Consider the following 17634-nt stretch of genomic DNA (forward strand, 5'->3'; position numbering starts at 1 on the left):
AACCCTCCATTTTATGTCCCCGCCAGAGAAAACTCTGACGGGAAATCTTTTATAACTCCTGTTCATGTTTTTTCTTTGCAGCTTTCTGTACAGATGGCTGTTCCGCTGTATTCTGCTGTGCCTTCTCCTGCTTTAAGCGTTCCAGAATAGACGGCTTATGGATTCTGTCTGCTGTTTCCGGAAGTTCTTTTTCTTCTATGGCATCCCTGCTGTCTGTGTTGCTTCCTTCTCTGCCAATATCCTCATCTGCCATAATCGTCTCATTACCCTTTTCATCCATGTTCAGCAATGCATTTAACTCGGATAGCCGTTCCATCTTTTCATTCAGCTCTGTTTCTTTCGGAAATGGCTTCTTTACCTCTTCCTGTGCAGTAGCAAGCTGCTGTTGTACGGTTTCTAACTTCTGCTCACTTTCCGTCAGCTTCCTGTCAATGGAAGAAAGCGTGTTATGGATACGCTGCATATTTCCTACAGGGTCTTTTCCGATCTCCAGCTTATAAGAGCATTTTCCTTTGACCGTCAGTTCAAACGCATTGGAGAACATATTGTAGGAAGCAGATAACGTAAACCCATGATATTCCCCAACCTTTCCGCCGGTGCTGACGGTTTTTAAACCTGCACAGGCGGCGATCAACGCTTCGCCTGCTTCTTTCTTATCTTCATAAAGGACATTCCCTACCGTCATGGCAAACGTGTCATTATCCTGTAAATCCACGCTTTTTACTACCTGCGAATCCACCTGCATCCCGGCAATCCGCTCTTTCAATGCACTGATCTGTACCGGGAAATTCTTTGCAATATCGGATTCCAGACGGTAAATCTGACTGGTATGGTTTGCCTTTAAGAGTTTCAGCTTACTCACCTGCACATCCAGATCCATTTTTTCTTTAATGTGCGGATTACCTGTGGCAAGTGCCTTGATCTCTGCATAGGACAGTGCCGTATCATCCACATCTTCACAAGCCCTGACCGGGGATTTACTGGTCATGATCTGGCTGATGAACTTCTGCTTATTCTCCAAAATCTGCCACATATACGCATCAAAAGTGTTCTCCGTCACATACCGGAATATCTTTACTTTGTCATTCTGGTTTCCCTGTCTTAAGATACGTCCTTCCTGCTGTTCCAGATCAGACGGCTTCCACGGACAGTCAAGGTGATGGAGGGCAATGAGCCTGTCCTGTACGTTGGTACCAGCACCGAGTTTTGGAGTGGAACCCATAAGGATTCTCACCTGCCCGGCCCGTACCTTTGCAAACAAATCTGCTTTCTTTGTCTCCGTGTTGTATTCATGGATAAACGCAATCTCTTCTTTCGGGATTCCCCTGGCAACCAGTTTGTTTCGGACATCATCATATACATTGAAAGTCCCATCCCCTTTTGGAGTAGACAAGTCACAGAAGATCAGCTGTGTTGTCCGATCTGCTTTTCCCTCGTCCCATACCTGAAAAGCATTTTCCACACAGGTATTGACCTTGCTTTTTTCTGCATCCGGAAGGAGTTCATTTAATAGCCTCTGATCCAATGCACATTTTCTTCCGTCATTAGTAATCTTGAGCATGTTGTCCACTGTTGGATTCACAAGACTGGCTCTTACTTCTTCCGCACGTTCCGAAAAGGCACTGACCATTTCCTGCTGTTCTTCACTTGGTTTTAAGACTTCATTGATAAACTCTGCTTCCGGTACAGGAAGATTCAGCATATCCGATGTCTGAATATCCGCAGCTTCCTTAAAAATGGAGATCAGCTCTGGAAGATTAAAAAAACGGGCAAACCGTGTTTTCGCACGATAGCCCGTTCCTTCCGGTGATAATTCGATTGCGGTTACTGTCTCCCCGAACGTTGCAGCCCAAGAATCAAAGTGTCCCATGCCCATACGCATGAGTGTGTCATACTGGAGATAACGCATGATAGTGTAAAGCTCGGTCATACTGTTCGATACGGGAGTACCCGTAGCAAAGGTAATTCCCCTGCCGCCTGTCAGTTCATCCATGTACCGGCATTTCATAAACATATCGGAACTTTTTTGTGCATCCGTCTGTGAAATACCTGCTACATTTCTCATCTTTGTATATAGGAAAAGATTTTTGAATGAATGGCTTTCATCCACAAACAGTCTGTCTACACCTAATTGCTCAAAAGTTACTACATCATCCTTTCTGGTCTGGTCATTGAGTTTTTTCATCCTCGCCTGCAGGCTTTTCTTTGTTTTTTCCAACTGCTTGATGGTATAATTCTGCCCTGCCTGATGTGCTGCTTCTTCAATGGAGAACGTAATATCTGCAATCTGATCTTCCAGCATGGCAATCTGCCGTTCTTTTGAAAGGGGGATTTTCTCAAACTGCGTATGTCCAATGATCACGGCATCATAATCCCCTGTCGCAATACGGGAACAGAACCGTTTTCGGTTTGCCGGCTCAAAGTCTTTCTTCGTTGCCACCAGGATATTTGCTCCCGGATAGAGACGTAGGAAATCACTGCCCCACTGCTCGGTCAGATGGTTTGGCACAACATAAAGATTCTTCTGTGAGAGTCCCAGCCGTTTTGATTCCATACCGGCTGCAATCATCTGGAACGTCTTCCCTGCTCCTACGCAATGAGCCAGAAGGGTATTATTTCCATACAGCACATGAGCCACTGCGTTTTTCTGGTGCGGCATTAGGGTGATCTCCGGGTTCATGCCGACAAACTGAATATGGCTTCCATCATATTCCCGTGGACGGATGCTGTTAAATCGTTCATTATAGATCTTACAGAGATCTTCCCGTCGGTGCAGGTCTTTAAATATCCACTCCTTAAATTCCTCTTTGATCAGTTCCTGCTTCTGCTGTGCCAGCATTGTTTCCTTCCGGTTTAATTCCCGGTGTTCCCCCTCGGCATCCTGTACCGTGTCATAAATCTTGGTATCCCTAAGGTTTAAGGCATCTTCCAAAAGACGGTAGGCATTGGCTCTCTGCGTTCCATATGTGGAAGTAACAAGAGCATTTCCGTAACTGTCCACATTCTTTCCCATAACATTCCATTGTCCGGTCACTTCGGCATACTGGACTTTGACCTTGCTCCCTACATAATATCTTGGTGTATGGAATGTTTCTGCCATGAACCGTGTAATGTAATCCTCAGAGATCCAGGTTGCCCCAAGTCTCGCCTCAATCTCTGATGCATCCAGATCTTTTGGCTGTACCTGCTCCAAATACTGCACGTTCACCTGATATTCCGAGTGATCTTCTGCAAACTGTTTGGCAATCTGAAGTTTCTCCCTCACATTTCCAGAAAGATATTCGTCCGACGGCTCCCATTTTTCACCGATTGGATTCTTAAAGATCACCCCTGCCAGTTCTTCAGTAAGCTCCTCTTCTGTTTTCCCGGAAAGCTGTGCCATATAGGAAAGGTCAACGCCTGCCCTCTCACCAATAGAAACCGCAAGTGCTTCACTGGCAGTATCCACGGAAGTTACCGTTTCTGCCCTACGGATTGTCCTTTTGGTAAAAATATCCGCTTTCCGTTTCAGTTCTCCCTTATCATCCAGAAATTCCAGAGAAGTCAAAAGACAATAACTACTGTCCTGACTAAATGCCCTCTTATTGGCATTGCTGCTGATAAGACCATATTTTGCTGTAAAGGTATCGTATTCTTCATTGAGTTTTCCCTGCAGCTTTATGATCTGTTCATCGCTTCCCTCTTCCATCTGACACTGGATCAGTTCATTCGTAACATCACGGATCTTCACCATCCCTTTGACACGTTCCGCTGTCATTGCCGGAAGCTCCATGCGGTTCATCACAGAATTTTCCCGGTAATAGACTTCCTCATTCACTACGGTAAAACTGAAATTCTTTACATCCGGGTCTGCCGGGATAGAGACAACATCCTCCTCCAGCTCTGTATCCGAAAGTTCCAGTTCCGTAATCGTGCCATGGATATTCCTGATAGCTTCTTTTAACTGTTCTTCTAAGGTAATGCCTTCTTTTGGTTTTACGGTCACTTCCTGCTTTCCGTACTGGGTACTTTCTGTAGTAAAATCACCAAGCACCATTTCCGGATGCTCTGCAAAATAAGCATTGACCGAATAGCCTTCCGGTATTTCCTTTAAATTTAACCATTCCGGTTCCTCAATGGATGCCCTGTCCCTTTTCTGGAAAAACAAAATATCAGAAACAACACTGGTATTGGCATTTCTCTGGAACGCATTATTCGGTAATCGGATGGCTCCAAGCAGTTCTGCCCGATTTGCGATATACTGTCTCACTGCCGGATTCTGCTTATCCATCGTTCCACTGGAAGTTACCACAGCCACTACGCCACCGGGACGCACCAGATCAAGGGATTTTGCAATAAAATAATCATGGATCATAAAATGATGCCGGTCATATCTGCGGTCACTGACCTGATACGCCCCAAATGGAACATTGCCTATCACACAGTCGAAAAAGCTGTCCGGATAACTGGTTTCCTCAAATCCCTGTACGGCAATCTTATTTTTCTGATAAAGCTGTTTTGCAATCCTGCCCGAAACCGGGTCAAGCTCCACACCGTACATATTGGCTTTGCCCATACTCTCCGGGATCAGTCCCATAAAGTTACCGACTCCACACGATGGTTCCAGGATATTTCCCTGTTTCAGTCCCATATTTTCCAGTGCTTCATACATGCTTCGGATCACGGTCGGGGATGTATAAAAAGCATTTAAGGTCGATGCCCTTGCTGCTCTGTATTCTTCTGGTGATAAGGTATTCTTTAATTCCAGATACTCATCTGCCCAGCTGCTGTTACTCTCCTCAAATGCCTGCGGGATACCACCCCAGCCAACATAACGGGATAAAATTTCCTGTTCTTCGGGTGCTGCCAGACGTTCTTCTTTCTCCAAAGTCTGTAACAAATGGATGGCTTCCATATTTGCCTTATACTTTGCCTTCGGACCGCCTGCACCAAGGTCATTATCCTGGATACGGAAGTTGTATGGTTCTATCACAGCTTTTTCCTGTTCCTGACTTTCCAGAATAGATTCTTCGGCAGTAACCTCTTCCTCTTCTATTTCCTCCACATCTGACATATCTACTACGGTCGGTTCTGCCACTGCCTTCGTATCCAAGAAATCAAACATGGTCATCTGGTGTCCGGATGGTTCCGCAAAAGACGGTTCTGCTTCCGGTGTCGGGAATATCGTATAGGTTCCTTCTGCATACTGGTGGAGTTCCGAAAGAAGTTCTGTTTTCTGCTGATAGTTTGTCCCATACGCTTCAAAATCCAATGGCAGAGCTGCCAATGCTGCATCCATCTTCTGTAACAGTTCTTCTGTCTGCTCTGGATTCTCTAATACTGCGACCATTTCTTTTCCTGGTTTTTCCCAGAAGAAGTCATCTGTAAAGGGTCTGTCTATCTCTTCCGGAAGACGGTCATAAAAGCGGAGTACCTTATTCGCCATCTGCTCACGTTCATATTCCGGCATACGAGCATAATCTTCTGCCTGCAGGAACTGGTCATTCTTTATCAGATAAGCTACTCTGTTTGCAACTTTATTCCAGGATAATAAAATTGACGTATATGGATTCCCATAAGCACCTCTTGCAAGAAACAATCCTTTTCCATCATAGTTTGCGTGTGAATCATCGGCACCAGACAGTGCATGACTGCTTCCACCGATCCCATACTGTTCCTTGATAAAACCTGTCCTCGATCTTTCATCTTCATGAAGTAGATAAAAGGAATACGTCCTAAGCCTGCCCTGCGAATACGCTCCACCTCCTGCAAGATAAGCATCAATCTCATCCTGTGTAATGAACATCGGATGTTCTTTCCAGGCAAAGCCGTCCCTAGCCTGATAAGGAATCACCTCATCCGCAAACTTTTGAAACTGCTTTGAGATATTTATAGGATTATAATGATGGAAACGCATAATAGAATGATTTTCTTCATAGGCTTCTGCCAGTGCATCCAGTCTTTCATTCAGTTCCGAAAGCCACTGGGGATCCTCCAGCTTTTCTTCCAGATAATCCGTGATCTCCGGATAGATACTGCGAAGATGTGGTAAGTCCTCTTCGTCAAAAACAATCTCCGCTACTCCTTCTGCCATATCCCCTTTCATATAGGCAAGAGCCTGGGCGTGTTCTTTTACTGCATTACTTCTTGCCGCATCCAATACAGACTGCGGTGCATATTCACCCTGGTCTAAAAGCTGATGGATACGTCCGCTGACATCTTCCCATGATAAAAATGCCTTATCTAAGATATGGTCTGTAACCGTATGCCCTACTGCGATCTGCATCCCGGTTTCATCAAACCAGACTGAATATTCATTTCCATCAATCTGAAAACCTTTTCCACCTTTACGGTATTCACGCTTCACAAACTCCGTATATTCCTCCGGTGTCTGTTCACTCATGAAATTATAGATGATCCGGAGCTGGCTGGCTTTCCGGTTTCCTCCTGTCCGTAAGATCTCATCAACAACTTGCTCTGGAATCGGAATTTCTCCGGCATAAAGGGCAGCTGCCCTTTCCTCGATCTGCCGTCTTTGTTCATTTGCGGTGGGATATTCGGGCAAAGATAAAGCAGAGGCGATCTCTTCCTCTGCTTTACTCAATCCATCTTCTCTTGTATCTTCGACTAACTGTATACCAATTCCGTCAAGATGCTCTCTTCCGCTGTTGCCATCAGTGCGTTCATGTGTGCTGTCCATGCCATCGGATCTGCTTCCTTGTCCGGTGCCGGACTCTTCTCCAGTAATTTCTCCATCTGGCTGTCCATTCTCTCCTGTGCTGCTTTCTCGATCTGTTCCAGATGGCTGTTCAGCTTCCCGGTCAGAAACAGGCTCTGATAAAGGCTGTTCTTGTGTTCTTTCAGAAATGTCCTCCGCAGCATCCCATATTTCCCGATCGTCACTTCTTCCTCTTCGACGGTCAGATTCGGAAACAGGTAATCTCCCTTGCGATGATATGTCAGTTCCATAATCGTTTCCTCCTTCATTTTCAATATTTTCTTCTTTTTTCGTTTCTGCATCCTGATCTTTAATTTCGTGCATTAACGTGGTAAAGTTATTATAATTCCTTTCATTGGATTTTTCAACCTCTTTTCTCGCTTCTTCCAGAGAAATTTTATGTACGGTCTTTCCAATATCAATCAGAATACTCTCACTGAGCTGGCTTGCCGCATTTCCAAGGAAGGTGAGAACTGACAGACGGTTATAATCTGTGATATGCATGAAGTCCTCTTCTTCCAGAAGTTCCATCGGGTCAAGCCCGCATCGCCTGGAAAGCAGATAGTAAACACTGTCTGTTGCCAGCTGACGAAAATCACTGCGGATCGTCACCTCATCCAGATCTTCCAGATAAGTACCTTCTACAGCATATTCCAATCCATCCAGGTATTCCTCCAGATTGTCATTGACCATTTCCCTTGCGACCGCCATCAATGCGTCCTGCAAAGTTGCCGCATCCTTTTCTTCCAGAGCATAGACTTCTGCCAGATGGGTGAGGATCTCTTCTCTCTGGTGTTCCTGCATCTTCCAAAGATATGGGCTTCTGCCTCCGGCTACCATGTGGGTATCCGAAATATCAAACACATAACGAAGTTTGGTATTCTGCCAGGTTTCATCAAACAAGGCAATTCCTCTTGCACCACGATTTACCCAGCGTAACATCTTTTCATTCCATAGTTCCAGTGATGCACAGGCTGTTGCGTCTGGACGCTGTGCATGGATCAGAAGCTGGTCTGAAAAAGAATAACGATATAACCTTGATGCTGTGTCCATATAATCCATCCAATCCCCTGGCGAACTGCTCACTGATACGGCATGTTCCTGCACCAAGTTTCGGATGTCCTGTAGTTTAGACATTAAACTTCCCTCCTATCAATAAAAAAACAGCCCACTCTTTTTTAGAATTGGCTGCATAAAATGTACTTTACTTTTCGGAGAGAAAATGCTATATTCTAATTGAAAAGAGTAACCGCCCACAAGGTGGATGCTCCTGGATTAGGTTTTAATTTATTTTGCTCTCAAAGAGAGCTGCCTATCCTGTTGGCAGACAGGGTAGGCTATTTTTTTCGCTTGTTGTCCCTATTATCCAAATAGGCAAGCAAAGCAATCAGAAACGTACCGCCTAAGAACAATAAGCTCAAGACTTCGTATGTATCCATTCGCTCCACCTCCCTTCTTCTGTATCCCTTAACGGAATCTGAAAATCCAGGAGGTTTTTACCAACCCTGTACACGGTTACTCCAGTAATATTCTAACAGGTAACTCTCCGCAAAGCAATTCCTTTTTACTTCATACGGTTTTATATTCTGTTTTTCTCTTATTCTCTGGCCAATGCAGTTTCCATTCCAGATATTCCTCTTCTGTGATTCTTCCATCGCCCAATTTCTGCTTTTTCCCCATCCATTCCTGCAGATAAGACATTGTTTTTTTATCCCTTATTGTGATTCCAACTGTTTCACTTTCTGAATCATTTAGCAGGAACAGATGAAAAAGCCCTCTATTTTCTTCATCCATCCAGAATAAAGTTTCCATTAATTCGTCCATTGTCGCAATTCCAGGACTTAAAAAATTCCGGACATCAACTTCCAATATTTCTGCTATCCGGATAAGCGTTTCCTGTTTTGGCGTGCGCTGTCCGCTTTCATATTGGGCAATTCTCACATCTGCACTATTTTCTCCATACCCTAACCTGCGCCCCAGTTCTTTTTGCGTTAGCTTGCGAAACATACGGATTTTTCTTATTCTTGCTCCTAATTTCAATTTCTTCTCCTTTTCAAAATGGGGCTGTGCAGTAACCACAGCCCCAGAACACTATTTATATTATCATTTGCGTTTTCTCTTAACTGCCACTACAGTTCCCAGACATCCTGCTGATACCGCAAGAGTCAGCACAAAAATAGCAATATTTGTATTATCTCCTGTTTTTGGTGAATTGGATACAGAAGTCGCATCAGAACCATGGGAACCAGGAGTGCTGACTCCCTGGTTTTCTGATGTTTCCGGAGTGTCTTTTTCCGGAGCTTTCTTATTTGTCAGATCCAGAGTATATTCAATCACAGGAGTACGGTCATTGACATATTCAAACTGAATCTTATGCTCGGTTTCATCAAGCTGATAGCCATCCAGTGTTTTTGTTTCTTTCAGGATATATGTGATTGCTTTTTTATACTGCCCATTCTTAAAAGTCGCAATCGGATAATTCTTTGATTCTGCATGGCCGGCACTGTCTGTTACCAGAGTTTCCAGAACTTTACCTTTACTGTCACAAAGGGCAAATTCTACACCTTTCATTGGCTTCTTGGTATCTTTATCCGTTTTATTTAAGATTACCTTGCCCATTGCCTGTTCATCTTCCATTTTGGCTCCCTGAACATCTCCGGTGTCCTTAACCTCAAATGTCACTTTATTTGCCACAATATAGCCTTTCGGTGCTGTTTCCTCCAACAACGTATAAGTGCCGACTGAAAGTTTCTCTACATAATGGGGCTGATCACCAGATGTCCAGCTTTCCATAACTTCCTGGTTTTCATTAAGAATATACAGTTTAGCACCTTTGACCTCGCTGCTTCCATCTGTCATATCAACTTTACTGATCAGAATTTTTGTTGTATCATCCTGCATTTCTACTTTCTGTATATCTGCAGTATTTTCTACTACAAACGTAATGGATTCTGCAGTTGCATAACCATCAGCAGGAATTGTCTCTGTTAATGTATATTTCTTTCCAACTTCCAGTTCCTTAATGATGTGTGGTATGCTTCCGGAAGTCCACTCATCCACAACGTTTCCCTCTGAATCGGATACTTTCAGTTTTGCACCTGGTAATTCTTCCCCGGTTGTAATATCTGATTTTGTGATTTCAAAAGTAGTTGGCTCATCTTCATAAGTGAACTCAAAGGATACTTCTGCAACCTCTTCTCCCGCATAAGCAAAATCAAATTCCTTGATTTCTTCTGTTGTCACAAATCCAGCAGGAGCCTGCACTTCTTTTACATAGTAGTTGCCATTGATTGGAAGATCTGCCGTAAATACAATCCTTCCATCCTGATCCGTAGCTTTCTGCTCGATCATGGTATCTGCTTTCAGGATTACTTCGCCTTCTGCATTTAAAATATCATTCTTTGTATAAAGTGCAAATACTCCGCCTTCCAGAACACGGTCTGTATTTTTTTCTTTCTTAACTACAGTTACTTTTGCTTTCTGGCGGTTATTCTGCCAGTCCTCATCATAAGTCACAACCGGAGTATTCTGATCACGATAAGTCAGATCAACCTCTCTGATTTCTCCATCCAGAACATATCCATCCGCCGTCTCTTTTTCCTTTACATAATATTTGCCTAAAGGAAGATCTTCTGATCTTGCATATCCAAGAGCATCTGTCGTAATTGTTGCTACCAATTCGTCCTTTTTATAATAATCACTGCTTTCCCCATCTGCAGCCTTGATATCCTCCGCTGCATAAATTTCAAAAGTAACATCTTTCAAAGAACCTGTAACATAGCCAAATGCTGCGTCCATGCCGCCTGCCAGCATATCTTTCCAGGTAACTTCCTTGACAAATTCACCTTTTTTATTGATGATGATTCGTCCAACCGGAACAGCATCCTTCATTTCTACTTTTTGAACATCTGCAGTATCAGAAACTGTAAATTTCACTTCCTCCGCCTGCAGATAACCATATGGTGCAAACTCTTCCCGAAGTGTGTAGGTTTTTCCCACATGGAGTCTTTTTATTACATGAGCTTTTCCTTTTACAGAAGTCCATTTTTCTACTTCTTTTCCGTCTGAATCCAAAACCGTCAGTGTTGCTCCGTCAAGTTCCACACCTGTTGTAATATCTGATTTCGTAAATTCAGTTGTTGTCGGCTCATTCTTAAAAACGGTTTCCAGTTTTACTGTTTTTACTTCCTGTCCCTGATATTTCGCAGTCACCTCAATCTGCTCATCTGAAGATACAAAACCATCTGGTGCTGCCAGTTCTTTTATATAATAAGTTCCAAATGGCAGATCCTGCTCAAAAACAGTTTTTCCATCTTCACCTGTTACCGCTTTTGTAAGCAGTTCGTCTGCTTTTACCAGTACCTTATCCCCTGCTTTTATATCCTCTTTTGCGTAAAGACCAAACTCTGCTCCAGAAAGCCCTTTCTCATTTTCAGCATCTTTTTTCACAACTGACACTTCTACTTTCTGGCGGTCATTTATAAACTCTGCACTCTGTGAGATCACTGGTGTATTCTGGTCTGCATAGACGAAAGAAATCTTCTGTTCTTCTTCATTTAATACAAATCCCTCCGGTGCAGTCTTTTCTACAACTTTGTATTCTCCTAGAGGCAGATTATCAAGCTCTGCTTTTCCGGATTCATCCGTTGTCAGTTCTGCAACTTTTGCACCCTTTGCATATTTCAGGATTCTTTTTCCTGTATCATCTTTCTGGAAATCTGCTGTATAGATATCCTCTGCAGCATATACTTCATATACTGCACCGGAAAGGTTTTGAACTTCATACCTAAAATCATTCTTATAGGTCGAAAGAACCTCTCCTTTTTTCTGTACAGTGAGTTTTCCTTTCACCGAATGGTCCTCATATACCACTTCAATGACCGCATCACCTGAAACCGGATCCGTCTGATACAGGGTATTGGTATCCACCTGTATTTCGACATAATTTTTGTTAATGGTATAACCGTCCGGTGCTGTTACCTCTTCGATTCTATAATGACCAATTTTTAAATTCTGAGGCAGTATCAGATATCCATCTATATCTGTGAAATATGAGGTATGTGTAACAGTTGTCGGGTATGTAGTTACCTGCTCTACATATTTTTCATGATCCATATCATAAATTTTAAACTCTGTTCCCGGAATTAGAACAGATTTTTTAGTCTCATCATCCTGTTTGATAATTTTCAGTTTTGCAGAAAATTCTTTATCCAAAAGAACTCTCCATGTCTGCGGCTCTGTTGGTTTATTCTCTGTAATCCGGACAATAAAATCATCTACAGGTTTGTAATTATGGGGTGTTGTAGTTTCTCTCACCAGATATGTTCCATATGGAATTGCAATGGATTTTACATAGCCTTTCTCATTTGTAAAAATTTCCGTTGCTCCATTTTCACCGATCACAACTGGCTCTGCAGAGGAAAAATCATAATTTCCATCCTCTTTTACCACCAAAGAAGATACCAGATATGCACTAAATCCAGCTCCGGATAGTAATGCAGCATCTGTGTCTCCATTATTGGCAGCTTTAATAAGTTCAAACGGCTGTTTCTTCACCGTTTCCAGTGAGGTACACTCTTTTTCTACAACCGCTGTCAGATCACCTTCATCACTGCATACAAGATCATATTCATGCTCGTCTGCCAGATATCCTACGGATGGGGTAATTTCCTTGATGTAATACTCTCCAAGATAAAGATTCTCTATCCTTGCTTTTCCTTCTTTATCGGTAGTTAGCGTACCAATCTGGCTTCCGGCTTTATAAATAACGCCTGTCTTTCCATCTGGATGGGTAATGTCGTTTCTTGCATAAAGTCCATACACCGCATTTTCCAGGGAAGCATCTCCCTGTGCCTTATTTTCTTTTGTCTCGGCATCTTTTTTATTCAAAAAGATTGCAGCACTGACCCTGTCATTCACAAAAGTATGACTGAAAGAAATTTTTGCCTGTTCATCATTGGTATAACTGAACTGGAAAGAATAAGTATCTTTCTCATTTCTGACATAACCAGCCGGAGCCTGGACTTCTTTTACATAATAAGAAAATCCCACTGGAAGATCTGCTTTAAATGCTGCTTTTCCATCAGTACCAGTAATTGCAGTCTCAATCAGAGCATCTTTTTTTACTGCTACTTTTCCATCCACAGTTTTCATATCCTGCGCTGCAAACAGAGCAAAATGCCCTCCGGATAGTGTATTTTCAGTATCTTTGTCTTTCTTTATCACCTGCACCACTGCTTTCTGACGGTCATTTGTAAAGGTAGTCTCTGAGAAAGCCGCTTCTGCAGTCTGCCCTGCATAAGAAATGGTTACTTTTTTTGTTTCTTTTGCATTATAAAAATTTTCCGGAGCCTGTGCTTCTGTTACATTATAGCTTCCAAGCGGAAGATTCTTTACCGTTACAGAACCGTTCTCACCTGTGATCAGATTTTTCGCTACTTCTGCGCCTTTTTTGTAAACTGTTTTTCCACCTGCTGTTACAATATCCTCGGCAGCATATACGTTATAAACGGCTCCTTTCTGACGGCGTTTCTCATACTGGAATGAAGTTCCATTTTCATCAGATACAGCTCCTACGAAAACCTCACCCTCTTTATAAACGGTCAGATTTCCTTTCTGCTCTTTGTCCGTTACAGTCTGTTTGGTTGTACTGCCAACTACTAATTTCACTCCATAAGAGGAAGCCTGGACAACATAACCTTCTGGTGCTGTGATTTCTTTTAAGTAAACTGTATCCTGTGTCTTAGTAAGGGTTACACGTGAAGAACCATTACTGTCTGTTGGCGGCATTTTAACAATTAGCTTTGTGCAGGCGTTATCACTATATACCCCATATACTGCTCCAGCCAGATTTTTTCCAGTATCGCCGTCTTTCTTTGTAATTTCGATAACTGCTTCTTCCGGCCAGTCAACTGTAATCTGCAGGTCAGAGGAATCTGTATAGTAGCCAAAACCAATGTCCTGTGAACTCTCCAGTTTTAAAAGCATTGCATGGAAATCCAAAGGAAAATTAGATGTGATCGCATACTTTCCTTTCAGACTGCCCATATTGGCTGTTGTAGCTACAAGATGGAATTTCTCTCCACCCTTTACAGTGACATTTCCAGATGCCGTTTTTCCTGTGGTTTCATTAACAAGGCTTACTCCATTCTCCAGATGAATAGTAATGGTAAATGCTTCATTTGCCTTCCAGGTAAAACTTTCTGTTTCCTTTCCCGTTGCATTAACAGAAAGTCCTGGAAGAAGTTTCATTGCTGTCGGATCAGGCATTTTAGCAAGAGCTGCTTTAATCTCTTTCAGCATATTTTTCGCTGTTGTAGAAAGCGCACCTCCAAATCCGGATTCGCCATCATATAAATAATCAACCAGGTAATGCTGCATGGCTCTTGTCTCTGAACTGCATCCATATTTTTCCATGATGGATTTTACATTGTACCCGTTGAATGTATGTCCCCATCCAGGACCGCCATATCCATAGAACAAAGCTTTCCGCAGATACTTATCATCTCCGCCCTCATCCAGTTCAACCATATTTTTATATGTTGTCCCACTTGGAGGTGACTGCATGGAGTGCTGCATACAATACGCATTTACTGTATAAGTCTTTCCGCCTGCTTTGTAACGAACATATTTGTAGCTGTCATTTCCACCCTGTCCCATAACTGTATCAAACGGATGAAGCTGGCCATCTGAATAATAGTAATATTTATTTGCTTCAATATTTGTTGCATCATCCCATGGAGTATCGGCTGCAAGTAACATGATACCGTTCTCTGCCTGATCCGTGGAAACACTTAGATCAATGTCATCTGCTGGCATTTCAAAACTGAATTTATCCGATTCTTCGTGATAAGTCACCTCTGAATACAATAAATCTTCTGTATTCTCTGTCTGGTTTGCCTGTACTTTTGTTGTTCCTACTGCAATTAAGCTGCCTTGCGGCATATCTCCGGAAAATACAACGGTTTCTCCTGGCTGATACTGTCCATCTTCATGGTTCAGCTCAATATGAAATTCTTCTCCACGAACAATATTTACCTGATAATTTCCATCTGCATCTTCTGTTTTCTCTGTTCCATCTGTAAAAGAGTCGTCTGTCACCTCTGGCATTTCTTCCGGATCTGTATCTGTAATTTCTTCAAATGTGCTGTCTGTATCCGGATTATCATCTATGGCAGGTTCTTCTGTTGAAACTTCCTCAGACGGGTTTTCCGGGATTGGTGTATCTATTGGCTCTTCCTCAACCGGAATTTCTGTCGGAGTTACTTCTTCATAGATTTCATCCTCTGACGGAATTTCTACATTTACCTCATCCTGCACAGGTTCTTCACTCTCTGCAGTGCCTATGGCTGGTTCCTCGCCTTCTGCTTCATTCTCATCTTCCTGGTTGCTTACAGATTCCTGATTCTCAGATTCAGCAACCTGCACCACCGCTTCCTTTACAATCAGCTTACGATTGATCTGATAAATTGGGTGGCCACTTACTGGCTCTACATAATAAACAGCTTTGTATGTATCTTCGTAATCTGTTGTAAAGTCCTGCTTTTCCTCATTTTTTGCCTCATGGAAAGTGATCTTCACCTTTTTTTCATCTGGTATTTCCAGTCCGGTAAAATCTTTCTCCACTTCAAAAATACTGCCTGTTTCCAGTTCCAGATCTTTTGCTTTTACCACCTCATCTGCATCAAGTTCATTTTTTACCTCTTCGTATAACGGTGGCTCTTCTGGCACTGGCACTACATCTGCCGCATAGGACAGTATTGGAGATAGAATTGTAGATAACACTGTAAGCATTGCCAAGAATCCCGACAAAAATCTTCTCATATTTTTTTTATTCTTCATTCTTTTTTCCTTTCTTCCGTTCCGGGAAAATCAACTGAAACTTTGGATTTTCGGTTTCTGAAACCTCCATCTTTATAGTTGCTTCATACTTCCTTTTTGTTTTCTCTGATACCAGATCTTTGAAATGCACCTGCTTCTCACTCAGCAGCTTCCTGACAGTTGCTTCATCAAGTGTTTTTCCCTGACTCTCAAAAAATCGGTTATTTTTCCATAAAGTAAAACTGCAATCACTTCCTGAACAATAATAATTTCTCTTTCCCACATAAACCTTATTGCCGCATCTTGGGCATTTTCCAATTTCTTTCCGACCATCTGAAAATAGTTTCTGGTATTCTTCCACTGGCTGTCCATTATCACTTACCAATTTGGTAACCATTTTTTCAATTTCGAAGAGAAATTCTTCTACATTTTTCTGGCCTCTGGAAATCAGTGTCAGATCATTTTCCCATTCTGCTGTAAGTTTTGGTGATTTGATCATTTCCGGAAGAATCCTGATCAGATTTCTTCCATCTGCTGTAGGTAATATCTGCTTCTTTTTACGCTCAATAAAGCCTTTCTCAATCAGTTTTTCAATAATCGCTGCCCTGGTAGCCGGAGTTCCAAGCCCTTTTCTCTCTGCGTCTTCTATCGTATCCGAGCTTCCAGCGTGTTCCATGGCACTAAGGAGCGTATCCTCCGTATAATGTTTCGGCGGTGCTGTAAAATGTTCACTAAATTTTACAACAACACATTCAAATACCTGTCCTATTTTTATATCTGGAAAATCACTTTCCTCCTCTTCTGGCTTTTCTGCATTTTTCCCATATGATTTAAAGAACCGTTCTTCCACTTCTTTCCATCCATATTGGAGAACATTCTTTCCAGATGCAGTAAACAGTTCTCCATGACAGGAAATTTCAGTCTTAATACTCTCATATATGTATTCCTGTTCCGATGCACATAATAACTTTGATGCAATCAGCATGAGAATTTCCTTTTCTCCACCCGGAAGTGCTTTTAAATCCATGTTTGTAATTTCTACCGTTGGTATAATTGCATGATGATCTGATACCTTTTTACTGTTCAAAAGTCTCTTTATATCTGGTTCTGAACCCTTTATTGACATTTCAGGAAACATACTATTTACTGCCCCGACAACCAGAAGAGCATTTTCTTCCATATCATCTGTAAGATATTGGCTATCCGCCCTTGGATACGTCACCAGTTTCTTCTCATAAAGGCTTTGGGTATAGTCCAAGGTTTGCTGTGCCGTAAATCCAAGAAGACGATTTGCTTCCCTCTGTAATGTGGTCAGATCATATAATTTCGGCGGCTGTACCTTTTTCTTCTCTTTCTTTACTGAAAGAATCTGTGCAGTTTCATCCTTCATATCCTCCATCATCTGAACGGCAGCACTTTTCTCTTTTATCCGGTTGCTTACAGCATCCAATCCATCCATCAGAAGATGAACCAGATAATACTTCTCTTTCTGGAAGTTCTCGATGCTCTTTTCCCGTTCCACCAGCATTGCAAGTGTAGGTGTCTGCACCCGACCTACAATCAACCGATGGTGATACAGTACCGTAAACAGTCTGGTGGCATTAATTCCTACCAGCCAGTCTGCTTCACTTCGCGCCACTGCAGAATAATAAAGATCATCATATTCATGTCCATCTTTCAGCTGCTGAAATCCTTCCAGAATTGCTTTTTCCTCCATGGAAGAAATCCACAGTCTTTTAAAGGGAAGTTTACATTCTGCCTGGTTATATACCAGACGGAAAATCAACTCCCCTTCTCTTCCTGCATCTGTTGCACATATAACTTCTGTGATATCTGCTCTGTGAAGCAGTTCCTTTAAAACCCGAAACTGCCCTTTGGTACTTTCTTTAATCTGATATTTCCAATTCTCCGGAATCATGGGAAGTGTTTCATATTTCCATGCTTTCCAGTCATCCCGGTACTGATCCGCACTAGCCAGTTCAATCAAATGCCCAATACACCAGGAAACCAGATATTCTTTTCCTTCCAGGTAGCCATCTTTTACGTTTGTGGCATGAAGCACCTTCGCAATGTTTCTGGCTACGCTGGGTTTTTCCGCAATTACAAGCTGCAATTTT

General features: G+C 42.4%; 5 protein-coding genes. All 5 read right to left on the reverse strand.

Translation table 11 applies throughout. The annotated features are described in order from the left end of the window. Nucleotides 1-49: 49 nt before the first annotated feature. Nucleotides 50-7834 carry a DEAD/DEAH box helicase family protein gene (locus G5B12_RS18090; RefSeq protein ID WP_174088422.1) on the reverse strand — a complete coding sequence of 2595 codons (7785 nt, stop codon included), beginning with the start codon at nucleotides 7832-7834 and terminating at the stop codon, nucleotides 50-52. A 200-nt stretch (nucleotides 7835-8034) separates the two neighbouring features. Continuing rightward, nucleotides 8035-8136 carry a putative holin-like toxin gene (locus tag G5B12_RS17565; RefSeq protein WP_015524590.1) on the reverse strand — a complete coding sequence of 34 codons (102 nt, stop codon included), beginning with the start codon at nucleotides 8134-8136 and terminating at the stop codon, nucleotides 8035-8037. A gap of 130 nt (nucleotides 8137-8266) precedes the next feature. Continuing rightward, complete coding sequence (locus G5B12_RS12430) at nucleotides 8267-8737, reverse strand: helix-turn-helix domain-containing protein (protein ID WP_173722373.1); 471 nt, start codon at nucleotides 8735-8737, stop codon at nucleotides 8267-8269. 63 nt (nucleotides 8738-8800) lie between these two features. Beyond that, on the reverse strand, nucleotides 8801-15538 hold the full coding sequence (locus G5B12_RS12435) for a SpaA isopeptide-forming pilin-related protein (RefSeq protein ID WP_174088423.1): 6738 nt from the start codon (nucleotides 15536-15538) through the stop codon (nucleotides 8801-8803). Beyond that, nucleotides 15528-17630: a DNA topoisomerase 3 gene (locus G5B12_RS12440; RefSeq protein ID WP_174088424.1), complete on the reverse strand. Its 2103-nt coding sequence runs from the start codon at nucleotides 17628-17630 to the stop codon at nucleotides 15528-15530. The genes G5B12_RS12435 and G5B12_RS12440 overlap by 11 nt, the downstream gene beginning before the upstream one ends. Nucleotides 17631-17634: the final 4 nt, after the last annotated feature.

The sequence above is a fragment of the Blautia sp. MSK.20.85 genome (genome assembly GCF_013317245.1).
Classification (GTDB): Bacteria; Bacillota; Clostridia; order Lachnospirales; family Lachnospiraceae; genus Blautia_A.